This is a genomic window from Micrococcaceae bacterium Sec5.8 (assembly GCA_039636775.1).
GTDB lineage: Bacteria > Actinomycetota > Actinomycetes > Actinomycetales > Micrococcaceae > Arthrobacter.
In genome coordinates, this window is the sequence record CP143429.1 from 1,928,766 (window position 1) to 1,953,762 (window position 24,997).

The window sequence follows — 24,997 nt, forward strand, 5'->3', positions numbered from 1 at the left end:
GATCAGCGCCCGGCCACGAGGGTGTCCCGGATCTCGCGGCGAAGGACCTTGCCGATCAAGGAACGCGGAAGCGAATCGAGCACCACCACTTTGCGCGGCACCTTGTAGGCGGTCAGGTGTTTGCGGGCGAAGGCCAAGAGCGCGTCGGGCTCGATGGCGGCGCCCGGGACAGGAACGACGGCGGCGACGACGTCCTCGCCGCCCCCGGGCCGGGGGAGACCTACGACCGAGACTTCCGAAACGGCCGGATACGTGGCGAGCACATCCTCCACCTCACTGGGTGAGACATTGAAGCCTCCGGTGATGATCAGTTCCTTGATCCGGTCGCGGATTGTCACGAAGTACTCGTCGTCCACCGAGACGATGTCGCCCGTGCGGAACCAGCCGCCGTCGAGCAGGGCTTCCTCGGTCTCCTCCGGACGGTTCCAGTATCCAGTGAACACCTGCGGCCCGCGGATGAGGAGCTCGCCCTCCTCGCCCGGGGCGCGATCCACGGCGGCGTTCCGGGGATCGACGACCCGGATGTCGGTCAGCGGGAAGGGCACGCCCACGGTCCCGGGTTTGCGGCTGGGACCGAAAGGGTTGCCGATTGCGATCGGCGAGGTTTCAGTCAGTCCGTAGCCCTCGATCAGATAGCCGCCGGTCGCTTTCTCCCAGGTCTCCACCGTTGCCGTCGGCAAATTCATGGCGCCCGAGATCGAGAAGCGGATGCTGTCCAGCCCGATGCCGCGTTCAGCGGCGGCGGCGGCGATCCGGTCATAGATCGGCGGCACGGCCGGCAGGAACGTCGCCGGGGACTTCTTGAGCGCCTTCAACACGAGGTCGACGTCGAACTTCGGAAAGAGGACCAGCTTCGCACCGATACTCAGGGCGAACGTCATGCAGAGGGTCAGGCCGTACGCGTGGAACATCGGCAGTACGGCGTATACGGTTTCCCGGCCGTTCTTGAGCCCCGGCACCCAGGCCCGGCCCTGCGCGGCGTTGGCCTGCAGATTGGCGTGGCTGAGCATGGCTCCTTTGGGGAGCCCGGTGGTGCCGGAGGTGTATTGGAGGACGGCGAGGTCCTGGGCCGCGGGGCGCGGGTGCTTCTTCCTTAGCTCGCCGGCGTCGAGGAGACCCGGCCAGGGCAGCACGGGCCGCACAGCCGGGGTGGGCCGGCCCTTCGGCTCGTGCCGGCCCACCGTCAGGGCGGCGCGGGCTTTGCGGGCCGCGCCCACCGGAAGCCGGAGTGCCAGCCGCTGCAGCAGGGGCATGGCCGGAATGAGTTCCACGGAGACGATGCTCCGGAGCCCGACGTCGGCCGGCAGTTGGCGGACCTTTTCCACAGCCTTGTCCCAGACGATCGCGACGACGGCGCCGTGGTCCTCGAACTGGTGGCGCAGTTCCCGGTCCGTGTACAGCGGGTTGTGTTCGACCACCACGGCGCCGAGGCGCAGGACGGCATGGAAAGCAACGATGTGCTGCGGACAGTTCGGCAGCACCAGTGCGACCCTGTCACCGGCCTTGACACCCAATTTCTCCAGTCCCGCAGCCGCGCGGCTGATCAGCGCGCCCAACTCGCGGTAGCTCGTGCGGGCGCCGAAGAACTCCAGCGCCGTCTTGGACCCGTACCGCCGCACCGAGTCGTCCACGAGGTCCACGAGCGTCCCCGTTGGAAGCGCCAGGTCAGCCGGCACCCCCGGACTGTAGGAACCAGTCCACGGACGGTCGCCGGTGGACTGACCGGCCCGCTGCGCCGGTCTGCTGCGCGCCGCACGTGAGGGTTTGTGCTTCATGATCCATCCTTGCCACTGGTATCCGCCGGGTGCGCCCGGGAGGGTGTCGCCGGGCCAAGGAGCCCGCCGGGAAAAGCCTACCGGTGCCCGGGCCAGCCGGCGTGCGGACAGGCACCCGCCAGCCCGCGGGACCCGGCTGGACCGGCTGGACAATTGCGGCGGGCAACGATTTGACTTTTATGAGAGTTTGACAGCCCGGGGAAGACGTTCTCTGATAGCGTGCCCGATATCTCGGCAGGCTCATCCGGACAAATACTCTCTCCGGCCCGCAGCCTGCCATCACTATGGAGGAAAAATGCACAAATGGACACCGCTCTTTGGGGGGTGCGCGGTGGGCATCATAGCCTTGGCCGCTTGTAGTCCGCCGGCGCCCAGTCTGCCGACTTCGTCGGGATCCTCGCAGTCGCCGCAGCCGTCGGCCTCGACGGCAGCCTCGAGTGCAGCGGCTGTTTCCAGTACAGCACCGCAACCGACGACCCCTGCGCCGGCAACCGGGGTGCCTGCGCCTTCGGCGCTCGCCTCCGACGCTCTCAGCGACGTCACATGCAGTCCGGACGCTGCAGGCTCGTGGTCCTTCTCGGGCACGCTGAGCAATCAGGGTTCCACCGACGTCACCTACACGGTGGCGGTGGCCGTGGGCGCGACCAGCAGCCCTGCCGGCCACGCGTTGATAGAACAACGAGTAACGGCCGGCGCGTCGGTGACGGTCCGGGCCGATAACTTCGCGTCCGGCGCACCGGCCGGAGCTGCCTGCGAGGCGGTGGTCTCCAAATGAAGCCGCTGTTCAAAACCTCCCGGAAATCCGCGGCCGCTGGCGTCACCCTGTCGGCGCTGCTGATGGCCGGCCTGGCGGTTCCCGCCCAAGCGACGACAGCCACGCCGACGCCCGTCCCGTCCGCACCGCCAAGCCGGATGGTCGCGCCATCACCCTCGGCCACGCCCTCGGCCAGCGCGAATCCCACCGCTCCGGTGCCGGCTGCCCCGGCCACGGCAACCCCGGCTGATTCCGCACCGACGACGCCGGACGCTACCCCGGCGCCAACGCAAAGCGGGACCGCGCCCGCGCCGGTGAGCTCCGCGCCCGCCGCCAGAGGCAGCAGCGAAGATGCTGCCCCTGTTCCTTTCGGTGCCATCGGCGCTAAATGGCGGGAACTCGGCGGCGCCGCAGGTCCGCTGGGCGAACCCACCGCCAACGAAAAGTGCGACCCCGCCGGACTCTGCGTCGAGCCTTTCACCTCGGGCGAGATTTACTACACCCTGGCAACGGGCGCCAAAGCCGTCCTGTTTGCCGCCGGAAAGACCGGACCCCAATGGAAGTCCCAGGGCGGGATTGCCGCTTTCGGGTATCCCATCGCCGACGAGAAATGCGTCGCGGACGGCTGCGTTCAACGGTTTTCCCGGGGTACTGACCTCACCTGGTCAGCAGCCGGCGGCCACCATCAGGTGTGGACCCGGGGTGCCATTGGCGCCGCGGTCTACAAGGTGTACGGCGGATACGCGGGCACGGGGTATCCCACCTCGGCGGAAACTTGCACGCTCAAGGACCAAGGCTGCGCCCAGGATTTTGGGCAGTTCAAGATCATGTGGTCGGCGAAAACCGGTGCGTTCGGGGTCTGGGCCCCCGGAGCGGTCGGCGGGCTGTACAAAGACGCAGATGCCGAGCGTGGAAAGCTGGGTTTCCCCACGTCCAAGGAAACCTGCGGCCTCAAAGCCAAGGGCTGCTACCAGAATTACCAGGGCGGTGCGATCGTATGGTCGCCCGCAAGCGGAGCCCACATCAGCCAGGGCGCCATGCGCCGTGACTGGGCAAGCCGCGGCTACGAGAACGGCGGCCTTGGCTATCCCACAACCGAGGAAGTCTGCGGCCTTCCCGGGTCCGGTTGCCGCCAGGAGTATCAGGGCGGAACCATCTTCTGGTCCCAGGCCACCGGGGCCCGGTCGGTCAACGGTGCCATCAAGGGACGCTACCAGGATCAAGGTGGCGTCACCGGCTATCTCGGGTACCCGATCGAAAACGAGATTTGCAACCAACCCAGGGGCGGCTGCTACCAGTGGTTCCAGGGCGGAGTGATCTTCTGGTCCCCGGCGACAGGCGCCCAGCCTGTCCGTGGCGGAATGAAGACCAAGTACGAGTCCATGGGCTGGCACCTGAGCTATCTCGGCTATCCGGCAGCACCCGAAGTGTGCACCGGCGGCGAGTGCGCGCAGGCGTTCCAGGGCGGTTACATCACCTGGACGCCGACGACGTCCAGGGACTACGGCCGTTCGGAGTGCTCGAACCTCAACGAGGGGGGCGTCAAATACACTGCCGGCGGCGCCAAGCATGTGCTGCTGACCTACGCCGCGGACTACGGGCAGTCGTATGCCGCCGTCGTTTACTGCAAGCGGGTTGCCGGAACCTACGTGATCGACTGGAGGACCGACGGACGGGTTGGCGCCAGTGGCTTTAAGCCGCCGGGAGTACCTTCCGGACCGACACGCTACAACTTCTCGCCCACTGGCTCCTACTCGGTGACTGAAGCGTTCGGACTCGGCAATCCCGGGACGGCACTTCCCTACAAGCTGCTGAATCCCAACTCGCGCTGGGGCGGCAACCCGTGGACGGCCACCTACAACAAGTACCATGAATCCACGTCCTGGGTGGGTTGGGATGAGAACATGTGGTACTTCGCCACAGGCCGGTCCCACGACTACCGCCAAGGGGCTGTGCTCAACTACAACCGGCCGCCGGATTCGGAAATTGTGCAGGACGCCGGTTTCGCCATCTTCCTTCACGAGCACAAAGTTCCCACCGCCGGCTGCATTGCGCTGGATGACTGGGCGGTAGAGGATTACCTCCGGAAATCTGTTCCGGGAGACAGGATCATCATGGGGGTGGCCCGGGATATCTTCCGGTAACCAGCACCTGGCGGCCCTGCCTGCCAAGCAACGAACCGCCGGTGGTTTCGGAGTCCTTCCGAAGCCGCCGGCGGTTCTGCGTGGGCGGACCGGTCAGGACCTCGGCCCTTTCCGGCGACGGCCGGTGGTGACCTTTGGCCCTAGGTCCCGCGGTGGTACGGATGGAAGCTGGGTGCATCGCCAGTACCGGCCAACGGCGCCGTTTCGCCTCGCTGCATGCCATTTCAAGTGCGTCATGCGGGATCGGAAGCACCATGACAGACCATCAGCCCACCCTCCGTTTCCTCGGCGCTACGGATACCGTCACCGGCTCGAGGTATCTGATCGAGGCGGGCGGCAAACGCATACTCGTGGACTGCGGGTTGTTCCAGGGCTACAAACGCAGCCGGGAACGCAACCGGCTGCCCTTCCCGGTCCGGCCGGCCTCCATTGACGCCGTGGTCCTGACCCACGCGCACCTGGACCACACCGGCTACATCCCGGCCCTCGTGCGGGACGGATTTACGGGGCCGGTGATTGCCACTGACGGCACCACGGACCTCTGCAAGCTGCTCCTGCCCGATAGCGGCTACCTGCAGGAGGAGGAGGCCCGCTACGCCACCCACACGGGGTCAAGCAGCCATCACCCGGCGCTTCCGCTGTACACGGCTGCCGACGCCGTGACCTCGCTCAACAGCTTTCAGGCGCTCGGCTTCGACGTTCCCCGCGACCTGGGCGGAGGAATGGAATTGACGTTTGTTCCCGCCGGCCACATCCTGGGCGCTGCCCAGGTCCACGTCCGGATCGGGGCGCTCGCGGTGCACTTCACTGGCGACCTGGGCCGGGTGGATGACCCGCTGATGAACCCGCCCCGGCCCCTGGGCGGCACCGATGTCCTGGTGACGGAGTCGACGTACGGGAACCGGAAACACTCCGCGGCGGATCCTGAAGGGCAACTGCGGGACATTATCAACCGGGTCGCGAAGCGCAACGGTGTGGTCTTGTTCGCGGCGTTCGCCGTCGGCCGCGCCGAGACCTTGATGCTGCACCTTTCCCGTCTCCGCAGCAAGAACCTGATTCCCGATATCCCGGTCTACCTCAACAGCCCGATGGCCATCGACGCCTCCGGAATGTACCAACGGCACCCCGAGGAGCACCGCCTCAACGCGCAGGAATACCTGAACATGTACAAGGTGGCGAAGCTGACCCGTTCCGTCGACGAATCCAAACTGCTGAACCTCCGCGGGGGGCCGATGATCATCATCTCAGCCAGTGGCATGCTGACCGGAGGAAGGATCCTCCACCACCTCGCCGCCTATGGCCCCGATCCGAAAAACGCCGTGATCCTCAGCGGTTACCAGGCCGGCGGCACCCGCGGTGCGATGCTGGCGGCCGGCGAACGCGCACTGCGTATCTACGGCGAGGACATCAAGATCCGGGCCGAGGTGGTCCAGATGGAAAACTTGTCGGCGCACGCAGACGGCGACGGGCTGATGGCGTGGATGAAAGCCGCGGAGAGAGCACCCAGGATGACGTACATCACCCACGGCGAACCGGACGCCTCGGACGCCCTCCGTCTGCGGATCAAGCGCGAGCTGGGCTGGCGCACCCGCGTCCCCGAACACCTCGAAACGGTCTCCATCGCGGAGCCCCGGTGACCTCCGGCGTCGGGAAAGCCCCGGTACTGGCGGAAATCCACTCGCTGGCACGTCCGCTGAAGACCGACCGGGACCTTGACGGGCTGGTCCGGCGCGCCCGGGACTGCCGGTTTGTTGCCGTCGGTGAGGCGTCCCACGGCACCCACGAGTTCTACACGTGGCGGGACACCGTCAGCAAGCGCCTCATCGAAGAGGACGGGTACAACTGGATCGGTGTCGAGGGGGACTGGCCCGACTGCTGGCGGATCAACCGCTGGGTGCGGGGCGAGACCGGGCAGGACCAGGGTGTCCACGCCCTGCTCGCCGGCTTTGAACGCTGGCCTACCTGGATGTGGGCAAATGAGGAAGTGGCGGCGTTCCTGGACTGGCTCCGCACGTGGAACCTCCGCCGTCCAGCCAGCAGACGGGTCGGTTTTTACGGCCTCGACGTGTACTCGCTGTGGGATTCGCTGCGCGCGATCATCGGCTGGCTCCAAGAGAATGCTCCCGACGCCGTTGCCGATGCCATGCGTGCCTGGCAGTGCTTCCTGCCCCACCAGGAGGACCCGCACAAGTACGCCTGGAACACCCGGCTGGTCCCAGCGTCCTGCGAAGCCGATGTGATCGCGCTCCTCACCGAGATCCGCCGCCGCGCGTCCAGTCCGGACCGTCAGGACGAGGCAGCGTTCGACGCCGTGCAGAACGCCGAGGTGGCAGCCAACGCCGAACACTATTACCGGATCATGGTCCGCGGAGACCGCCAGTCCTGGAACGTCCGCGACCACCACATGGCCGACACCATCGACCGGCTCAGCCGGCACCTGGGTCCCGGTTCAAAGGGCATCGTCTGGGAGCACAACACCCATGTGGGCGATGCCCGCGGCACGGACATGGCCCAGGACGGACTCATCAACGTGGGGCAGCTGCTGCGCGAACGGCACGCCGCGGAAGGCGTGATGTTGGTGGGCCTGGCCGGCCACCGGGGCCACGTCATGGCGGCGGATGCCTGGGGCAGCGCGGAGCGGATCATGCCGGTTCCGCCGGCGCGGCCGGGCAGCCACGAGGATCTTCTGCACCAGGCGCTGGGGGTGCCGTCAGTACTGGAATTCGGGGAGGACAGATCGGGCCCGTGGCTTTCCAGCTGGTTTGGCCACCGTGCGATCGGCGTTGTCTACCATCCGGAGCGGGAGTCCGGGAACTACGTTCCAACCCGGATCGGCGAGCGCTACGACGCGCTGATCTGGCTGGAGAGCACCCATGCCCTGCGGCCGGTGCACCATGAAGGACCTCCGCGGGACCCGGAATTCGAGACGGAACCGACCGGCTACTGAGCCGCCGGCATAGTCCGGCCGGCCGGTGGCATCTTGATCCGCAGTAGGTCCGACGGAGTCCAGGGCCCGGGGATTTTCGGACAGTTTCCACCTCCGGGAAAATGAGAGCAGGGCCGGGTACGGGTGGACCCCGAAACCGCCGTCGGGTTGCCGGCCGGACAGCGGCGAGGAAACGCTCCTGCCGCTGTTCACAGGGCCACCCGGCCACCCGGCCACGGGGCGGCAGGGAATTCCAGATGCGCCGCCCGGCGGACGGCCCGTTCCCCGGAGGCCGCCTACCACGCGCTGGCGGCCGGCAAAGCACCCGCTGCATGGGTTGACGCTGCGCAGGGGACCCCTGGGGAGTGGAGGGCTTAAGCCCCTAACCGGTGGGGCTGGGCCCGGTGCACACTGAAGTGCCGGCGGATGCCTGGGCTGCCCCCGGAGAGTGCCGGGCACAACAGACCGCGCCATGGAAAGAGCAGGGTTCAGAATGAGTAAACCAATCGTCGTCGGTATCAACGAGTCCCCCGGAAGTGAGGCCGCACTCGCGTGGGCCCTGGAGCGGGCGGCCCGGCAGAAGCTCCCGGTCACGGTCATTCACGCCGTGGATGACCGCTGGATGTCCCCGGACTTTCAATACCACGAACTCATCAGGCAATCCGGCATGGAGCTTCTCCAAAAGGCGCAAGCCAGTGCCAGCGAGCAGACGCCCGGCGTGAAGGTGGACATTCAACTCCGTCACGGCAGCGGCGGCTCGGTCCTTCGGGAAGTCTCCAAGGAGGCTTCCATGGTGGTTGTGGGTGAGCACGACAAGCACTGGATGGACGGCGGGCCCATGACCGACCGTGCGCTGCAGATCGTATCGGCTTCGGAAATCCCTGCAGCGGTGATCCCGCTGAACCGCGGCGCCGGCGGCCACGGCGTCGTGGTGGGTGTGGACGGTTCCGAAGAGTCCCTGCAGGCTGTGGAGCTCGCCGCGGCCGAAGCGGACCGGGGAGGGGATGAGTTGACGGTCATCCTTGCGTTCCGCAGGCCGGCCCGTTGGCTCGAAAACCAGCTGCCCGACAGCAGCCTCGCCGGGACCATCCTCGAAGAAGACCGGGTGGTCCTCGCCGAATCCGTTGCCGGGCTGGGCGATAAGTACCCGGACCTGGTGGTCCACCAGCGCCTGGAGTCCGACGCCGACCCCGCCAAGGCACTGGTCGAGGCTGCCCGGACTGCCCGGCTCCTGGTGATCGGCAGCCGCGGGCGCGGTGGCTTCTCCAGGATGCTGCTGGGCTCCACAGCCCACGCCGTCCTGCTCAGCTTGCCATGCCCCACCATCGTCACCCGGGTGCACAAGGTCAAGCACGGGGACTGACCGGAGCAGTAACACTCCCCGCTGACGGGCCCCTCCAGGGAGGGGCTTTTCAGCGGGTAACCCTTGAGCCCGCCCGGGCCGGATGGGAGGATGATCCAGTGGAGCACCTCTTCGAATTTGCCGGCCACTTCTGGTGGCTCATCTTTCCGCTGAGCGGTCTGTTCGGCGGCTGGGCGCGCTCCTGGTCCAAAGCCAGCGAACGCCGGCACCGGCGAAAAGTGGAGCTTTACACCCTCCGAAACCAGGCAGCGGCAGTGGATCGGGTGACCCGGTCCGAGGTCGTGCAGCTCATGGCGGCCCACGACGACGTGAACCGGCGGTGGCTCGACTACGAACTGGACGCGGGAAAGCTCATCGACTTTCCGGTTATGACCGACGTCCGAGAACCTTTGACCGTGGCCTTCCTGCGGTCAAAGCGCACCGCTGACGCGATGCGGCCCGGTGCCCCGGAGGACATCACAACGACGGCTCGGCTGTCGGAATACCGCGGGGCCGTGAACGCTTTCGAACTCGCCTTTGACGTTGCTGAGCGGGAAGCCAGACGAATCAAGGACGGAAATTTCAGCGCCCCGGAGCGGGTGCGCCTGGCGACCGCCAGGAAGCTGCTGAGGATAGCCGCCGATGCCGCCGCCACACCGGCGGAGCGGCAAACCGCCTATAAACGGGCGCGCCGCGAACTGGACGGGCTGATCGTGCTGCCCGACGCCACCCTCGCCGCCTTGGAGGGAAAAATCGCCGGAATGATCGACGCCGGACGGGCACCGGAGCTCCATCAGGGCTGACGGGAGCCGGCGCCCGGCCCCGCGGCACGGCGGGTTGACCGGTCGTTTTGCCCTGCCCCCTTTCCACCGTACGATTTAAGCCGTCAAGCTACTTTGCTGAACGCTGCGCGTCCTCCCGGTAACTCTGGATGAATATTGCGGCAACGGGGAATGAAACTGCTGACCGTCGACTCTGCAGATTGGGCAACAGGTGGAAATCACCATCATGGTGGCGCTGGTAATTGTGCTGGCGCTTTTTTTTGACTTCACCAACGGATTTCATGACACGGCCAATGCGATGGCCACGCCCATCGCCACCGGCGCCATCAAACCCAAAACGGCAGTAGCCCTCGCGGCGGTGCTGAATCTGGTGGGGGCCTTCCTGTCCACGGAAGTGGCGAGGACCGTATCCGGTGGAATCATCAAGGAAGGCTCCGACGGGATCCAGATCACTCCGGACATCATCTTCGCCGGGCTGATGGGCGCCATCCTGTGGAACATGATCACATGGCTGAAGGGCCTCCCGTCGAGTTCCTCGCATGCGCTCTTCGGCGGCCTGATTGGTGCGGCCATCGCCGGCATCGGGATCCATTCGATCAACTTTGAAAGCCTGATGCAGAAGGTGATCCTCCCTGCCGTCTTCGCGCCCATCATCGCAGGCGGAGTCGCGTACCTGTGCACCAAACTCGCTTACGGGCTCACGGCCCGGCACGATCCGGAGACCGGCAGCAAGCTCACGCAAAAGCGCGGCGGCTTCCGGAATGGCCAGATTTTTACCTCCAGCCTCGTTGCCCTGGCGCACGGCACCAACGACGCCCAGAAGACCATGGGCATCATCACCCTGGTACTGATCGCCGCCGGTACCCAACAGCCTGGTTCCGGTCCGCAGCTTTGGGTTATCGCCTCCTGCGCCCTCGCCATTGCGATCGGCACGTATTCCGGCGGCTGGCGGATCATCCGCACCATGGGATCCGGGCTCACCGACGTCAAGCCTGCCCAGGGCTTTGCCGCTGAAAGCAGCACGGCGTCCGCCATTCTGGCGTCTTCGCACTTAGGTTTTGCGCTGTCCACCACCCAGGTGGCCTCCGGGTCCGTCATCGGTTCGGGGCTGGGCCGCCGCGGTACCACCGTCCGCTGGGGCACAGCCGGAAAGATTGCCCTGGGCTGGCTGTTCACCCTGCCCGCTGCCGGAATGGTGGGCGCCCTGACCGCCATCCTGGTGAAGACCGGCGTCGTGGGCATTGTGATTGCCGCCGTGGCGGGCACCGGTGCGGTGCTGTACATGTTCCTGCACTCGAAGAAGTCGCATATCGGCCACCACAACGCTGTTGAGGTCGAGGAAGCCGGCGCGGCCGTGAGGTTCCGCAAAAAGAAGGCGCTGGCCGTCAGCCGCGCCAACAACAAGCCGGAGGGCGAACTGTAATGAAGTGGCTGGAACTGGTCCAAGTGGCAGGCGCCACCCTCATCTCGGCGGTGACCGTGGTGGTGCTGTACTCCCTCGGGGTGCGCCTCACCGCCATCGCCGGTGACGTTAGTGAGAGGAAGCCGGCCTGGGTCCGGCCGCTCGCCGTCGTGTGTTTCGGCTTGTGCGGGCTGGCCGTGCTGTTCGGGCTCTACTTGATCATTCCCTACTTCAGCAAGTAGTGCGGGGGATGGGAACCCAGGCCGGAATTAGCTAGGCTGTGCCCATGGCCGGCTTCCAGTATTTCGTCGCGTCCTCGCTGGACGGGTTTCTCGCCACCGCCGATGACGGACTTGAGTGGCTGCTGCAGTTCGACGGGTTTGCCGGCGGCAAGGAAAGCTATGACGCTTTTCTGGCAGATGTCGGATGCATCGTGATGGGCGGCGACACGTACGCCTGGCTCCAGAAGCATGAACCGGACTCCTGGCCGTATCCCGCGACGCCCTGCTGGGTGTTCACCCACCACGAACTCTCGGCCCCCCGGGGCGCCAACGTGACCTTCGTCCGCGGTCCTGTCGCCGAATTCGTCGAGGACCTTCGAACCGACGCGCGGGGCCGGAACGTATGGATCGTCGGCGGCGGAATCCTGGCGGCCCAGTTCGCCGATGCCGGTGCGCTCGACGAGATCATCATCTCAATCATTCCCGTGGTTCTCGGCCACGGCAAAGCGGTGCTGCCCCTGTCGAGCCCCACGCCGCCCTTGGAACTGTTGTCCTCGCACACGATGGGGCGGGGCATCGTTGAGCTGCGCTACCGGTTGGTCAGGGGCCCGGCGTAGGCCCGCCCTCGGCGGCTACTGTCCCGTGTCCCGGATCAGGTTGGTGATGCGCGCCGTGGACAGCCGCCGCCCTTGCTCGTCCGTCATAACGATCTCGTGCGTGGTGAGGGTGCGGCCAAGGTGGATGGCGGTGCATGTACCGGTCACGGTGCCCGAGGTGACGGCCCGGTGATGGGTCGCACTGACGTCGATACCCAGCGCCTGGCGCGTGGGACCGGCGTGCATGCCGGCGGCAAACGACCCGAGCGTCTCGGCGAGCACTACGTGGGCTCCGCCGTGGAGGATTCCCGCCACCTGCGTGTTGCCTTCCACGGGCATGGTCGCCACGGTGCGCTGGGGGCTCATCTCCAGGAAATGGATTCCCATCTTCACCACCAGCGCTCCCACACCGAACTGGCCAAGCCAGTCGTGCATGTCCTCGGGAATCCCGGCAGCTGCGAGTTCGGCCGCGTAAGGGCCCGGCGTGAAATTGTCCGTCATGGGAACTAGGCTGGCACCTGTGAGCGAAACTACCAAACCGGCCCCTTCCCTTCTTTCAACGGACACCGCGGACGGCTTTCTTCCGGTTCCCGGGACCGGGGCAGCGGGTTCCTCTGCTCCCGCCCGGACATCCCGTACGGCGCCAGCGCCGGTTTCCGCCACCGAAGCACCGGTTGTTCCGCTGACTGACCAGCCCCGCCTGCTGGTCCTGGACGGTCACTCGATGGCGTTCCGGGCGTTCTTCGCCCTCCCTGCGGACAAGTTCTCCACCGCCTCAGGACAACACACCAACGCGATCCACGGGTTTACCTCCATGCTCATCAATCTGATCAAGGAGCAGAAACCCACCCACGTCGCCGTCGCTTTTGACGTCTCCGACGACACTACGCACCGCAAGGCCGAATACAGCGAGTACAAGGGCGGACGCAACGAGACTCCCCGGGAAATGAGCGGCCAGATAGACCTGATCGACAAGGTCATGGGCGCGTGGGGCATCAAAACCATCAAAATGCCCGGCTACGAAGCTGATGACATCCTCGCGACCCTCGCCGCCATGGGCGAAAAGGCCGGCTTCGAGGTGCTCCTGGTCTCAGGCGACCGGGACGCTTTCCAGCTAATTACAGACAACGTTTTTGTGCTGTATCCCCGTAAGGGGGTCAGTGACATTCCCAGGATGGACGCTACGGCCATCCAGGATAAGTACTTTGTCAGCCCCGCCCAGTACTCGGATCTCGCAGCCTTGGTCGGAGAGACCGCGGACAATCTTCCCGGCGTTCCCGGTGTCGGACCCAAGACGGCGGCCAAATGGATCAACCTTTATGGCGGTCTGGAGGGGGTCCTGGAGAACCTCGACGCCATCGGAGGCAAGGTGGGGGACTCGCTGCGGGACAACGTGGACGAGGTCAAGCGCAACCGCCGCCTCAACCGGCTGCACACCGACCTCAACCTTCCGGTGACCCTGGCCGAACTCGCGGAACCGCGGCCGGACCAGGCCGCGCTCGAGGAACTGTTCGACGAGCTCGAGTTCAAGACCATCCGCACCCGGCTGTTTGCCCTCTACGGCAGTGAGGTGGCCGAAGCGGAGCGGGAAAGCCTTGAGACCCCTAATTTCGTGACCCCCCGGGACGCTGCCGAACTGACCGCGTTCCTTGCATCCGGAACGGGCCAGCGCGCAGCCCTCGCCGTTGACCTGGTCCCTGGCCGGATCGTTGAGGACGCCGCCGCCATCGCCATCGTTCACGACCACGGGGCGGCATACATCGACCTCGCGAGCCAGGACGCCGCCGCCGAAAACGTTTTGGCCGGCTGGCTCCGGGATGCCGGTGCGGCCAAGGTGCTGCACGGTTACAAGGCGGCCCTTAAAGCCCTATCCAGCCGCGGCCTGGGCCTGCAAGGCGTGGTGGACGACACCTCGATCTCCGGTTACCTCATCCAGCCCGACCGCCGCAGCTATGAACTCGCCGAACTGGCCCAGCACCACCTCAACATCAGCATTTCAACCGACGTCGCCAAGGCCGGACAGCTGGAGCTAACGTTCGACGGCGATGATGCCGCCGCGGCCGGCGAACTGGTCCAGGTGGCTGCCGTCGTCCAGGCGCTGAGCCGGTTCTTCGAGACAGAACTGGCCGAACGCAAGGCCCAGGAGCTGTTGACCACCCTTGAGTTGCCCGTCAGCCGCGTTCTTGCTGACATGGAACTCACGGGCATCGCCATCGACATGCCGCGGATGGACGAACAACTGGCGGATCTCGCCAAGGTGATCGACAACGCCCAGGAGCTTGCCTTCGCCGCGATCGGCCATGAGGTCAATCTTGGCTCACCCAAGCAGCTGCAGACGGTGCTCTTCGAAGAGTTGGGGCTGCCGAAGACCAAGAAAATCAAGTCCGGCTACACCACCGACGCGGCGTCCCTCAAGAATCTGCTGGAAAAAACCGGGCATGAATTCCTGGTGCAGCTGATGGCGCACCGTGAATCCGCGAAATTGCGGCAGATGCTGGAGTCGCTGAAGAAGTCCGTGACGGACGACGGCCGGATCCACACCACGTACGCACAAAACGTGGCAGCCACCGGCCGGATCTCCTCGAATAACCCCAATCTCCAGAACATTCCCATCCGCAGCGAGGAAGGCCGGCGCGTCCGGGGCATCTTTGTGGTCAGCGACGGTTATGAGTGCCTGCTGTCCGCAGACTACTCGCAGATCGAGATGCGCATCATGGCCCACCTCTCCGGAGACGCAGGCCTGATCCAGGCCTACCAGGACGGTGAGGACCTGCACCGCTTTGTGGGCTCGAACATCTTCCACGTCCCCACGGACCAGGTGACCAGTGCGATGCGCTCGAAGGTCAAGGCCATGTCCTACGGCCTTGCCTACGGCTTGACGTCGTTCGGGCTGTCCAAGCAGCTGGAGATCTCCGTCGATGAGGCGCGGACGCTGATGAAGGACTACTTCGACCGGTTCGGTGCTGTGCGCGACTACCTCCGCGGCGTTGTGGACCAGGCCAGGATCGACGGCTATACCGCCACCATCGAAGGCCGCCGCCGCTACCTCCCGGACCTCACCAGCACTGACCGCCAGCTGCGCGAGAATGCGGAACGCATTGCCCTGAACTCGCCCATCCAGGGCTCGGCCGCTGACATCATTAAGCGGGCCATGCTTGGTGTCTCCGGGGCCTTGGCTGACCAGGGCCTGAAATCCCGGATGCTGCTGCAGGTCCATGACGAACTCGTCCTCGAGGTGGCGCAGGGCGAGCGCGAGGCAGTTGAGAAGCTGGTGACCGAGCAGATGGGCTCGGCCGCCAGCCTGACCGTTCCGCTGGACGTGCAGATCGGCATCGGCACCAGCTGGTACGAGGCGGGGCACTAACGCCCGAGGGCCGGCACGGCAAGGCCTTTTCAGTTCTTTCAAAGTCGCAGGAATTTTCAGGGGGAAGCACGTGGCAGAGCAGTACGAGATCAGGCGGTTCAAACCTGCGGCCAAGGACGACCCGGCGTACCCGGACTGCGTCGCCTGGATGCGCGCCGTGGCCTTCGGCTTCCATGACGCCCGCCGCAGCGACGAGCGGGTGGACAAGGGCATCGAGATGCAGCGCACGGACGGGCGGGTGATGACCGGCGCCTACCAGGCCGGGCCCGTCGCCGGCCATTCCCTCGACGCCGATGTTCCCGTGGCGACCTTCGGCACGCTGGACAAGACGCTGAACATCGGCTTCGGGCGGCTCCTCGACACCCGGCTCGTGACGGCCGTGACCGTGCGGACCTCGCACCGCCGCCGCGGGCTGCTCCGCCGCATGATGGCCGAGGAACTGGGGCTGGCACGGGGGGAAGGTCTGGCGATGGCGGCCCTGACCGCCTCGGAAGCGTCCATTTACGGCCGCTTCGGGTTCGGCGTCGCGACCCGGGAGCAGTCGATCAAGGTCGACACCAGCGCCCGCTTCGTCGTAAACCACACCCCGGTCGGCAGTGTCGAGGTGGCCGATCCCAAAGTCCTCCTCGAACTGGCTTCGGCGGTCTTCGACCGCCTGCACCGCCTCACGCCGGGCTCCATCGGCCGGCACGAGTACTACCGTCAGTTCGCGTCCGGTGCTGTGAGCCGCGAAGACGGGGAGGACGCAAAAGTCAAGGTCGCGCTGCACTACGGCCCCGACGGCGGCGTGGACGGCTACGTGTCCTATAAGTTCGGCGGCTGGTCCAGCACCCCTTACACGATGGAGGTCCTCGACCTGGTGGCGGCCACCCGGGCCGGCTACCTTGAACTCTGGCAATACCTCGGCGCCATCGACCTCGTCGAACGCGTCACCTGGGACGAGGCGCCGGTGGACGATCCGCTGCCCTGGGCCCTCGAGGACCCGCGCTGCGTTGACGCCTCAGGGGCCCGGGACATGCTCTGGCTGCGGATCCTGGACGTGCAGAAGGCCCTGGCCGCCCGCCATTACCCGGCCGACGGCCGGCTAGTGCTCAAAGTGGCGGATCCGCTCGGTTTGACCGGCGGCACGTTCGCCCTGGACGTGAACGGGGGTGCCGCCGTCGTCACGGAAGCGGGCGACGCGGTCGTCGACCTTGAACTGGACGTAGCGGCGCTGTCCTCGGTCTACCTCGGCGGTGTGCACCCGGTCACGCTGGCCGCGTCCGGGCGGATGCAGGAGAAGACAACCGGCGCGGCGTTCCGCGCAGCCGGGATGTTCGCGGTTGAACGCCCGGCGCACTGCCTCACGCACTTCTAGCAGCCGCGGCGGAAGCGTCCGGCGCGGCCGCGGCGCGCTTTGACCGGCGTTCGCGTGTACGACTAGACTGAGCGGGCGTGTACTACGTGCGCGCATCTTCAATCCACAAATCAGGATGACCCGGCACTACGCCGTGTTCTGTGCCCGTGTCGCCGACGCGGGCGCAGCGGTTTGCCTGACCGACTCACTATCCACAACGGAGCCCCTACTACATGACCATCACCTCCACCGAGAAGCCCGGTACACCCGTAGTCGCCATTAACGACATCGGTACCGCTGAGGACTTCCTCGCAGCAGTCGACGCCACCATCAAGTACTTCAACGACGGAGACCTCGTCGAAGGTACCGTCGTCAAGGTCGACCGCGACGAAGTTCTGCTCGACATCGGTTACAAGACCGAAGGTGTCATTCCCTCCCGCGAGCTGTCCATCAAGCACGATGTTGATCCCGGAGACGTCGTCTCCGTTGGCGATCTCGTCGAAGCCCTGGTGCTCACCAAGGAAGACAAAGAAGGCCGCCTGATCCTCTCCAAGAAGCGCGCTCAGTACGAGCGTGCCTGGGGCGACATCGAGAAGGTCAAGGAAGAAGACGGTGTTGTCACCGGTACCGTCATCGAGGTTGTCAAGGGTGGTCTTATCCTCGACATCGGCCTGCGCGGCTTCCTGCCCGCATCCCTCGTCGAGATGCGCCGTGTGCGCGACCTTGCTCCGTACATCGGTCAGAAGATCGAAGCCAAAATCATCGAACTGGACAAGAACCGCAACAACGTTGTGCTGTCCCGCCGTGCATGGCTCGAGCAGACCCAGTCCGAGGTCCGCTCCACGTTCCTCAACAAGCTGGAAAAGGGCCAGGTCCGTCCCGGCGTCGTGTCCTCCATCGTCAACTTCGGTGCCTTCGTGGACCTGGGCGGCGTAGACGGCCTCGTCCACGTTTCCGAGCTGTCCTGGAAGCACATCGACCACCCGTCCGAGGTTGTCGAAGTTGGCCAGGAAGTCACTGTCGAGGTCCTCGAGGTCGATCTGGACCGCGAGCGCGTGTCCCTGTCGCTCAAGGCCACGCAGGAAGATCCGTGGCAGACCTTCGCCCGCACCCACGCCCTCGGGCAGGTTGTGCCGGGTAAGGTCACCAAGCTCGTTCCGTTCGGCGCGTTCGTTCGCGTTGAAGACGGCATCGAAGGCCTGGTCCACATCTCCGAACTCGCCGTGCGCCACGTTGAACTGGCAGAGCAGGTTGTCTCGGTAGGAGACGAGCTGTTCGTCAAGGTCATCGACATCGACCTCGAACGCCGCCGCATCTCGCTGTCCCTCAAGCAGGCCAACGAGGGCGTCGACGCCGAGTCCACCGAATTCGATCCGGCTCTCTACGGCATGGCCGCAGAGTACGACGAAGAGGGCAACTACAAGTACCCGGAGGGCTTCGACCCGGAGTCCAACGAGTGGCTCGAAGGCTACGAGACGCAGCGCGCCGCCTGGGAGCAGCAGTATGCTGACGCCCAGACCCGCTGGGAAGCCCACAAGAAGCAGGTTGCTCAGCACGCTGCCGATGACGCTGCAGCTGCAACGTCCGGTGAGAGCGATTCCGGCACCACCAGCTACTCCTCCGAGCCGGCTGTGGCCGAGTCCAACACCGGTGGCGGCACGCTCGCTTCCGACGAGGCTCTTGCTGCTCTGCGCGAGAAGCTGACCGGCAACTAATTGCCCTCCGGTCCGGCGGAGTCCGCTCCCCGGGCCAGGCAGTTCGTAGCTTGATCCAGCACCACGAAGGTGGCCGTCCCCAGGGGCGGCCACCTTTTCGTTGTGGGACCGTTCCTGCCCCAACGTCCAGCGCGGGGCCCGCGCTCCTGCGCCTGCTTCCGTACCCGGGGAATCCTTGACGGCAAGGCATCGTCCGCCCAGACTGGGCAGACTGAGTACACGGCACGGTGGGGAGAAGTCATGGCGGGGAATTCGAACGGTCCGGAGACGGCCGGGGCAGTGTTTGCCAGACCCTGGCCGGGCGGCATCGGTGCCATCACATTGTTCGTGGAGGACCTGCCAGGGACCAAACGCTTTTACGGTGAGGTCTTCGGGCTGCCCGTGGCGTTCGAGGATGAGGCGTCCGTGGTCTTCAGATTCGGGAACACCCTGGTTAACCTGTTGGCATCGGCGGAGGCCCCCGAACTCATCGGACCGGCCCTGGTGGCATCCCCGGAGTCAGGTGCCCGCACGCAGTTCACCCTGGAAGTGGACGACGTCGACGCGACGTGCGCCGCCTTGGCCGGCCGCGGCGTCGGGCTCCTCAACGGCCCAATGGACCGCCCCTGGGGCATCCGGACGGCCACCTTCCGTGATCCGGGCGGCCACATTTGGGAAATTGCGGCTCCAACTACCTAACCGCCGGTGGGCATGTCCCGTGGCGGGAGGCGGGAATGGGCATGACAGGATTATGTCCAGCGGCCCAGGTCAGGGGAGGGCATGTCCCGTGGCGCAGGTCAGGGGAGGGCATGTCCCCTGTGCAGCGCAATCCGGGCCCTGACGGGGACGGCGGCGGCTTCGGAAGCATCGCCCTCCTCCAGCTCCGCCCCGGCTGAGCGCAGCAGGACCAGGGCTGCAGCATTCCCGGCGGTGGTGTAGGCCTCCAGCACGGCAGCTCCGGACGCCGTGGCCCGGCCGATCACGAGGCGAAGCGCTTCGCGTGCCACTCCCTGGCCCCGAAAGCCGCGGCCCAGCCAAATTCCGGTCTCCAGCGAGTCCGCTCCGGTCCGCTTGAGCCGGATCGAGCCCGCCAGTTCCCCGCCGGCGTTGATGGCCCATGTTTTCTCCTGGGCGGGCCCGTCCAGCGCTGCCGCCGCGAGGTGGTATTCCCGGAACCAGCTGATCCGTTCTGAATTCCAGCCCGTGGCGCTGCCCGGGGGAGGCGTCACCTCGTCCGCGTCGGCATCCTGGATCGCCACTGTCAGGAGTTGCTCCAGAACCCGGCCGGAGACGTCAATCAGCAGGACAGCGGGAGGATAATGCTCAGCTGTGGGGGACATCGATCCACTCCGTTCCGCCAGGCACCAACGTGGCAGTTCCGGCAGAGAGGGCAGCGAGCCGTTCGCCGGCCCGGGCCAAAACCACCGGGTCATCCGAAAGGGACAGCCGCAGGACTGTCGTGGCCGCCGAGTATCCGGTCGCGGCCATCACGTATCCGGCGGCACGCAAATCGTTCTCCAGCCGCCCGGCGGCCGTGTGGGCAACGGGTACCGTGCAGATCCGCAGCCGGCGGCGCTGCACCAGGGGCGCCTGCGCCAACGCGGCGGCCACGGACTCCGAATAGGCCCGGACAAGCCCGCCCGCGCCCAGCAGTATCCCGCCGAAGTAACGGACCACCACCGCGGTGATATCGCTAAGGTCGGTGATGCCGGGCCCGGTTTCGCGTTTCAGCAGCGCATCAAGCATCGGGGCGCCGGCCGTGCCGGAGGGCTCACCGTCGTCATGGGACCGCTGCACATCGCGGTCCGGGCCGAGCACGAAGGCGGAGCAGTGATGCCGTGCGTCATGGAATTCCCGGCGCAGCCCGGCGAGGAACGTACGGGCGCTCTCCTCATCCGGGGTGCGGTACAGCACGGTGATGAAGCGGGAGCGCTTCACCTCAAGTTCCCGCCGGAACGCCGGCCCGGCTGCCAGGGTGGTGTACACGGCGGCCCTGCTCTCCGGGAAAACCGCATCTTCAGCCACCGGATCAGTTTAGTCTGGTGGAGTGCTGAAAATAGGGTTGACGGGCGGCATCGCCGCAGGCAAGTCAGTGGCCGCCTCGCGCCTGCGCGAACTCGGGGCGGTGGTGATCGACGCCGACGCCCTGGCCCGCGAAGTCGTCCACCCCGGAACGCCGGGACTCGAGCAGGTCGTGGCGGCCTTCAGCAAGGCCGTCCTGGCGCCCGACGGCGGCTTGGACCGCCCGAAGCTCGGCGCCCTGGTCTTCGGCGACCCGGAACGCCTGGCCGTGCTGAACGGCATCATTCATCCCCTGGTCCGGGAACGGGCCGCCGCGCTGGCCGACGCCGCACCGAAAGGCGGCATCGTGGTCCAGGATATTCCGCTCCTGGTGGAGACCGGCCAGGGACCCAACTTCCACCTGGTGGTGGTGGTGGACGCCCCGGATGAACTCCGGGTCCAACGAATGATGCAGCACCGGCACATGTCCGCCGCGGACGCCCGGGCCCGGATGGCCGCGCAGGCCAGCCGGGAGGGCCGGCTCGCCGCGGCCGACGTCGTTCTCGAGAACTCCGGCTTCAAGGAAGAACTCCGGGACGCCGTGGACCGGCTTTGGAAGTTTCGGCTGGCGCCGTTCGCGGACAACCTGGCCAGGCACCGCATGGCACCCCGGACCGACGGGCCGGTGCTGGTGCCGTCCAACCCGGACTGGCCCCGGCAGGCACACCGGCTCATGGCGCGCCTCCAGGCGGCCGCCGGGAAGGAAGTCCTCGCACTCGATCACGTCGGTTCCACTGCCGTTCCCGGACTCGCCGCCCCAGACGCCCTGGACCTCCAACTCGGCGTCGCGGACATGGCCGCTGCGGACCGGATTGCCCCGCTGCTGGCCGACGCCGGGTTCCCCGCGCGGCCCGGCGTCGTTGCTGACACGTCCAGTCCGACGGACCCCGACCCTGCGGGCTGGCAGCAGCGGCTGCACGCCAACGCGGACCCCGGCCGCACCGTTAACCTCCACGTCCTGGCCGTGGGATCTCCGGGCTGGGGGTCCGCGCTCTGCTTCCGGGACTGGCTGCGGAATGACGCGGCCGCCCGGGCGGACTACCTCACCGAGCAGCGCCGGCTTGCGAGGATACACGCCGCGGGAAAGTCCACGGCAGGGACCGCCGCGGACAAGGACGCCTGGTCCACCGGGCAGGCAGCGGAACGGATGGCGGCGTGGGCGCAGCGCACCAGCTGGCAGCCACCGCCGTCCACGGGCACAGGACCTGAGCCTGCCCCGGACGGAACGGCCCCAGGTACCGCCCAAAGCTGAATCACAGTGAACCGTCGGACCCCGGCGGTAGATTAGAACCATGAGTCTTGCCCAGCAAATCAACCGTGTCGTGGCACCCTTTGAGGTCATCAGCGAATTCCAGCCGGCAGGCGACCAGCCGGCCGCCATCGGGGAACTGACCGAGCGCATCAAGAACGGCGAGAAGGATGTCGTGCTGCTCGGCGCCACGGGCACGGGCAAGAGCGCCACGACGGCGTGGCTGATCGAACAGGTGCAGCGGCCCACCCTGGTGATGGTGCAAAACAAGACCCTCGCCGCGCAGCTCGTCAACGAATTCCGCGAACTGCTGCCGAACAACGCCGTCGAGTATTTCGTCTCCTACTACGACTACTACCAGCCGGAAGCTTACGTCGCGCAGACGGACACCTTCATTGAAAAGGACTCCTCCGTCAATGAGGAAGTCGAACGGCTCCGGCACTCCGCCACCAACGCGCTCCTGACCCGCAGGGACGTGATCGTCGTGGCCACCGTGTCCTGCATTTATGGCCTCGGCACGCCGGAAGAGTACATCGCCGGGATGGTGACGCTGCGCAAGGGCGCCCAGATGAACCGCGATGACCTGCTCCGGAAGTTCGTTTCCATGCAGTACGCCCGCAACGACATGGACTTCCACCGCGGTACGTTCCGGGTCCGCGGCGACACCGTGGAAATTATTCCGATGTACGAGGAACTCGCGATCCGGATCGAGTTCTTCGGCGACGAAATCGAGAACATCTACACCCTGCACCCGCTTACCGGGGAAATCATCCGGGACGAGACCGAGATGTACGTCTTCCCGGCGTCCCACTACGTGGCTGGTCCCGAACGTATGGGCCGGGCGATCAAGCGGATCGAAGACGAGCTTGCCGAGCGGCTCCAGGTCCTGGAAAGCCAGAACAAGCTGGTGGAGGCGCAGCGCCTCAGGATGCGCACCACCTACGACCTGGAAATGATGCAGCAGATGGGCTTCTGCAACGGCATCGAGAACTACTCCAGCCACATCGACGGCCGGGCCCGGGGCACCGCGCCGCACTGCCTCATCGACTATTTCCCGGACGACTTCCTCCTGGTGATTGACGAATCGCACGTCACGGTTCCGCAGATCGGCGCGATGTACGAAGGGGACATGTCCCGGAAACGGAACCTCGTGGACCACGGCTTCCGCCTGCCCTCCGCGATGGACAACCGCCCGTTGAAATGGGACGAATTCCAGGACCGCGTAGGCCAAACGGTCTACCTCTCCGCGACGCCGGGCAAGTACGAGCTCGGCAAGGCCGACGGCTTCGTCCAGCAGATCATCCGGCCCACGGGCCTGATCGACCCCGAAGTGATCGTTAAACCCACCAAGGGCCAGATTGATGACCTCCTCGGTGAAATCAAAACCCGCACCGCGAAGGATGAGCGCATCCTGGTCACCACGCTGACCAAGCGGATGGCGGAGGACCTCACCGACTATCTGCTGGGGCACGGCGTCAAGGTCGAATACCTGCACTCGGACGTGGACACCCTGCGCCGTGTGGAGCTGCTCCGGGAGCTCCGGATGGGCGTCTTCGACGTCCTGGTCGGCATCAACCTGCTCCGGGAAGGCCTGGACCTGCCCGAGGTCTCCCTGGTGAGCATTCTGGATGCTGACAAGGAAGGCTTCCTGCGCTCGGCGACGTCGCTGATTCAGACCATCGGCCGTGCCGCCCGCAACGTCTCCGGCGAGGTCCACATGTACGCGGACCGGATCACCGACTCCATGGCGAAGGCCATTGACGAGACCAACCGCCGTCGTGAGATCCAGGTGGCGTACAACACCGCAAACGGAGTCGATCCGCAGCCGCTGCGCAAGAAGATCGCCGACATCACGGACCAAATCGCCAAGGAAGACGCCGATACCCGTGAGCTCCTCGCCGCAGCCGGCAAGGCACGCGGCAAGGGGAAGGGCTCGGCGAAGGTCCGGGCGGACGGCCTGGCTGCGGCGCCGGCCGAGGACCTGGTGGGCCTGATCGAACAGCTCACCGAGCAGATGCACGCCGCCGCCGGTGAACTGCAGTTCGAGCTCGCCGCCCGGCTCCGGGACGAGGTGGGCGAACTCAAGAAGGAGCTCCGCCAGATGCAGTCCGCCGGGCACGCCTAGGCCAAGGTGGGGCGGACGTAGGGGAGTATCCCAAGCGCTACGATCCGCACCAGGCACGGCATCCATGCCCTGCCGGGCGCAGCGGGCGCAGCGGGCAGCCACGCTGTACCTGGCAGGCACTACCGGACATGCGGCCAGTCGGAGAGACTTATATCGCACCGTCTCATCCTGCGAGAGGTATTTCCGTGCCCGAACTTCCCATCTGGTTTGAGATCGGCTCCTTTGCCGTCCTCGGCATCATTCTGGCCATTGACCTGCTTTTGGTCCTCAAACGTCCACACGAGCCTGCCATGAGGGAAGCCGGTCTGTGGGTGTCGTTTTACATCGGGCTTGCGCTGGTTTTTGCCGGCGCCATGTTCGTCTTCACGGGCCCCGAGTACGGCGGCCAGTTCATCGCGGGCTGGGTGACGGAATACAGCCTCAGCATGGACAACCTGTTCGTCTTCATTATCATCATGGCCCGCTTCTCTGTACCCCGGAAGTACCAGCAGGAAGTGCTCATGGTGGGTATCATCATCGCCCTGGTCCTGCGCGGGATCTTCATCCTGCTGGGCGCAATTGTGATCGAACAGTTCAGCTGGGTGTTCTACATCTTCGGCGCCTTCCTGCTGTGGACCGCCTGGAAGCAGGTCCGGGACGACGGTGAGGACGAGGAGGACAAGGAAAATCCGTTCATCGCCCGGGTCCGCACGGTCCTGCCAATCTCGGCGAAGTTCGACGGCGGCAAGCTCCGCACCGTGCTGGACGGCAAGAAGGTCTTCACCCCGATGCTGATCGTGTTCGTCACCATCGGCCTCACGGACCTGCTCTTCGCGATGGACTCCCTTCCGGCCATCTTCGGCCTGACCCAGAGCGCGTTCATCGTGTTCACCGCCAACATCTTCGCCCTGATGGGCCTGCGCCAGCTGTACTTCCTGCTCGGCGGCCTGATGACCCGACTGATCTACCTCAAGCATGCACTCTCCGTGATCCTCGCCTTCATCGGCGTGAAACTGGTCCTGCACGCCATGCACGTCAACGAACTGCCCTTCATCAACGGCGGCCGGCCCATCGAATGGGCACCCGAGATCCCGACGTATGTCTCGCTCGGAGTGATCGTCGGCACGATTATCATTGCCGTCATCGCCAGCCTGGTCAGGTCCGGTTCGTCGAAATCCAAGCTCGATGCCCGGCTGGAGGAGGACTCCCGCAAGAGCCTCAGCGACGCAGAATAGCCTTATCGGTTC

The 24,997-nt window shown here is 66.0% G+C and carries 20 protein-coding genes; 16 read left to right on the top strand and 4 right to left on the bottom strand.

Annotated elements, in window-relative coordinates:
• Positions 1-2: 2 nt before the first annotated feature.
• Positions 3-1,775, bottom strand: a complete 1,773-nt coding sequence (locus VUN84_08905; GenBank protein XAS65726.1) for a long-chain-fatty-acid--CoA ligase — start codon at positions 1,773-1,775, stop codon at positions 3-5.
• 496 nt (positions 1,776-2,271) lie between these two features.
• On the opposite strand from VUN84_08905, the gene VUN84_08910 reads away from it, so the two are divergent.
• The 9 genes from VUN84_08910 to VUN84_08950 all read left to right on the top strand — a co-directional run bounded on the left by VUN84_08910 (position 2,272) and on the right by VUN84_08950 (position 11,963).
• Positions 2,272-2,550, top strand: a complete 279-nt coding sequence (locus VUN84_08910) for a hypothetical protein (protein XAS65727.1) — start codon at positions 2,272-2,274, stop codon at positions 2,548-2,550.
• Positions 2,547-4,673 carry a hypothetical protein gene (locus VUN84_08915; GenBank protein ID XAS65728.1) on the top strand — a complete coding sequence of 709 codons (2,127 nt, stop codon included), beginning with the start codon at positions 2,547-2,549 and terminating at the stop codon, positions 4,671-4,673. Before VUN84_08910 ends, VUN84_08915 begins: the two co-directional genes overlap by 4 nt.
• A gap of 254 nt (positions 4,674-4,927) precedes the next feature.
• Complete coding sequence (locus VUN84_08920) at positions 4,928-6,310, top strand: MBL fold metallo-hydrolase (protein XAS65729.1); 1,383 nt, start codon at positions 4,928-4,930, stop codon at positions 6,308-6,310.
• Positions 6,307-7,620 (top strand): erythromycin esterase family protein, encoded by a 1,314-nt coding sequence (locus VUN84_08925; protein XAS65730.1) that lies wholly within the window; start codon positions 6,307-6,309, stop codon positions 7,618-7,620. The genes VUN84_08920 and VUN84_08925 overlap by 4 nt, the downstream gene beginning before the upstream one ends.
• A gap of 472 nt (positions 7,621-8,092) precedes the next feature.
• Entirely contained in the window at positions 8,093-8,962 is an 870-nt protein-coding gene (locus tag VUN84_08930; GenBank protein XAS62478.1) for a universal stress protein, read from the top strand.
• A 98-nt stretch (positions 8,963-9,060) separates the two neighbouring features.
• A complete protein-coding gene (locus VUN84_08935) occupies positions 9,061-9,744 on the top strand; it encodes a hypothetical protein (GenBank protein XAS62479.1) in 684 nt (227 codons plus the stop codon).
• Between the two features lie 190 nt (positions 9,745-9,934).
• Positions 9,935-11,146: an anion permease gene (locus tag VUN84_08940; GenBank protein XAS62480.1), complete on the top strand. Its 1,212-nt coding sequence runs from the start codon at positions 9,935-9,937 to the stop codon at positions 11,144-11,146.
• A complete protein-coding gene (locus VUN84_08945; protein ID XAS62481.1) occupies positions 11,146-11,367 on the top strand; it encodes a hypothetical protein in 222 nt (73 codons plus the stop codon). Before VUN84_08940 ends, VUN84_08945 begins: the two co-directional genes overlap by 1 nt.
• 44 nt (positions 11,368-11,411) lie before the next feature.
• Positions 11,412-11,963: a dihydrofolate reductase family protein gene (locus VUN84_08950; protein XAS62482.1), complete on the top strand. Its 552-nt coding sequence runs from the start codon at positions 11,412-11,414 to the stop codon at positions 11,961-11,963.
• Positions 11,964-11,978: 15 nt separating this feature from the next.
• Here VUN84_08950 and VUN84_08955 read toward each other — a convergent pair whose 3' ends face one another.
• Positions 11,979-12,443, bottom strand: a complete 465-nt coding sequence (locus tag VUN84_08955) for a hotdog fold thioesterase (protein XAS62483.1) — start codon at positions 12,441-12,443, stop codon at positions 11,979-11,981.
• Between VUN84_08955 and polA the strand changes: the two genes are divergently transcribed.
• The 4 genes from polA to VUN84_08975 all read left to right on the top strand — a co-directional run bounded on the left by polA (position 12,442) and on the right by VUN84_08975 (position 19,035).
• Positions 12,442-15,306, top strand: a complete 2,865-nt coding sequence (gene polA / locus VUN84_08960) for a DNA polymerase I (GenBank protein ID XAS62484.1) — start codon at positions 12,442-12,444, stop codon at positions 15,304-15,306. The genes VUN84_08955 and polA overlap by 2 nt on opposite strands.
• A 70-nt stretch (positions 15,307-15,376) precedes the next feature.
• A complete protein-coding gene (locus tag VUN84_08965) occupies positions 15,377-16,663 on the top strand; it encodes a GNAT family N-acetyltransferase (GenBank protein ID XAS62485.1) in 1,287 nt (428 codons plus the stop codon).
• Positions 16,664-16,875: 212 nt separating this feature from the next.
• Positions 16,876-18,357 (top strand): 30S ribosomal protein S1, encoded by a 1,482-nt coding sequence (gene rpsA, locus VUN84_08970; protein XAS62486.1) that lies wholly within the window; start codon positions 16,876-16,878, stop codon positions 18,355-18,357.
• 240 nt (positions 18,358-18,597) lie between these two features.
• The gene (locus VUN84_08975; GenBank protein XAS62487.1) at positions 18,598-19,035 is read left to right on the top strand and encodes a VOC family protein; all 438 of its coding nucleotides are present in this window, start codon (positions 18,598-18,600) and stop codon (positions 19,033-19,035) included.
• 98 nt (positions 19,036-19,133) lie between these two features.
• Here the strand turns inward: VUN84_08975 and VUN84_08980 are convergent, their stop codons facing one another.
• Together VUN84_08980 and VUN84_08985 are read right to left on the bottom strand one after the other, a co-directional pair.
• A complete protein-coding gene (locus tag VUN84_08980) occupies positions 19,134-19,676 on the bottom strand; it encodes a GNAT family protein (protein XAS62488.1) in 543 nt (180 codons plus the stop codon).
• Positions 19,660-20,361 carry a YigZ family protein gene (locus VUN84_08985; protein ID XAS62489.1) on the bottom strand — a complete coding sequence of 234 codons (702 nt, stop codon included), beginning with the start codon at positions 20,359-20,361 and terminating at the stop codon, positions 19,660-19,662. The genes VUN84_08980 and VUN84_08985 overlap by 17 nt, the downstream gene beginning before the upstream one ends.
• A 22-nt stretch (positions 20,362-20,383) precedes the next feature.
• On the opposite strand from VUN84_08985, the gene coaE reads away from it, so the two are divergent.
• The 3 genes from coaE (at position 20,384) to VUN84_09000 (ending at position 24,985) form a co-directional block, all read left to right on the top strand.
• On the top strand, positions 20,384-21,649 hold the full coding sequence (coaE, locus tag VUN84_08990; GenBank protein ID XAS62490.1) for a dephospho-CoA kinase: 1,266 nt from the start codon (positions 20,384-20,386) through the stop codon (positions 21,647-21,649).
• A gap of 40 nt (positions 21,650-21,689) precedes the next feature.
• Positions 21,690-23,771, top strand: a complete 2,082-nt coding sequence (gene uvrB / locus VUN84_08995) for an excinuclease ABC subunit UvrB (GenBank protein XAS62491.1) — start codon at positions 21,690-21,692, stop codon at positions 23,769-23,771.
• Positions 23,772-23,956: 185 nt separating this feature from the next.
• Positions 23,957-24,985 carry a TerC family protein gene (locus VUN84_09000; protein XAS62492.1) on the top strand — a complete coding sequence of 343 codons (1,029 nt, stop codon included), beginning with the start codon at positions 23,957-23,959 and terminating at the stop codon, positions 24,983-24,985.
• Positions 24,986-24,997: the final 12 nt, after the last annotated feature.

Excerpts from the sequence above, each read along its gene's own strand:
- polA (XAS62484.1), top strand. The coding sequence starts at position 12,442 with ATGGGAACTAGGCTGGCACCTGTGAGCGAAACTACCAAACCGGCCCCT.
- VUN84_08955 (XAS62483.1), bottom strand. The coding sequence starts at position 12,443 with ATGACGGACAATTTCACGCCGGGCCCTTACGCGGCCGAACTCGCAGCT.
- VUN84_08945 (XAS62481.1), top strand. The coding sequence starts at position 11,146 with ATGAAGTGGCTGGAACTGGTCCAAGTGGCAGGCGCCACCCTCATCTCG.
- VUN84_08975 (XAS62487.1), top strand. The coding sequence starts at position 18,598 with ATGGCGGGGAATTCGAACGGTCCGGAGACGGCCGGGGCAGTGTTTGCC.
- VUN84_08980 (XAS62488.1), bottom strand. The coding sequence starts at position 19,676 with ATGTCCCCCACAGCTGAGCATTATCCTCCCGCTGTCCTGCTGATTGAC.
- rpsA (XAS62486.1), top strand. The coding sequence starts at position 16,876 with ATGACCATCACCTCCACCGAGAAGCCCGGTACACCCGTAGTCGCCATT.
- VUN84_08905 (XAS65726.1), bottom strand. The coding sequence starts at position 1,775 with ATGAAGCACAAACCCTCACGTGCGGCGCGCAGCAGACCGGCGCAGCGG.
- VUN84_08930 (XAS62478.1), top strand. The coding sequence starts at position 8,093 with ATGAGTAAACCAATCGTCGTCGGTATCAACGAGTCCCCCGGAAGTGAG.
- VUN84_08920 (XAS65729.1), top strand. The coding sequence starts at position 4,928 with ATGACAGACCATCAGCCCACCCTCCGTTTCCTCGGCGCTACGGATACC.
- uvrB (XAS62491.1), top strand. The coding sequence starts at position 21,690 with ATGAGTCTTGCCCAGCAAATCAACCGTGTCGTGGCACCCTTTGAGGTC.
- VUN84_08950 (XAS62482.1), top strand. The coding sequence starts at position 11,412 with ATGGCCGGCTTCCAGTATTTCGTCGCGTCCTCGCTGGACGGGTTTCTC.
- VUN84_08915 (XAS65728.1), top strand. The coding sequence starts at position 2,547 with ATGAAGCCGCTGTTCAAAACCTCCCGGAAATCCGCGGCCGCTGGCGTC.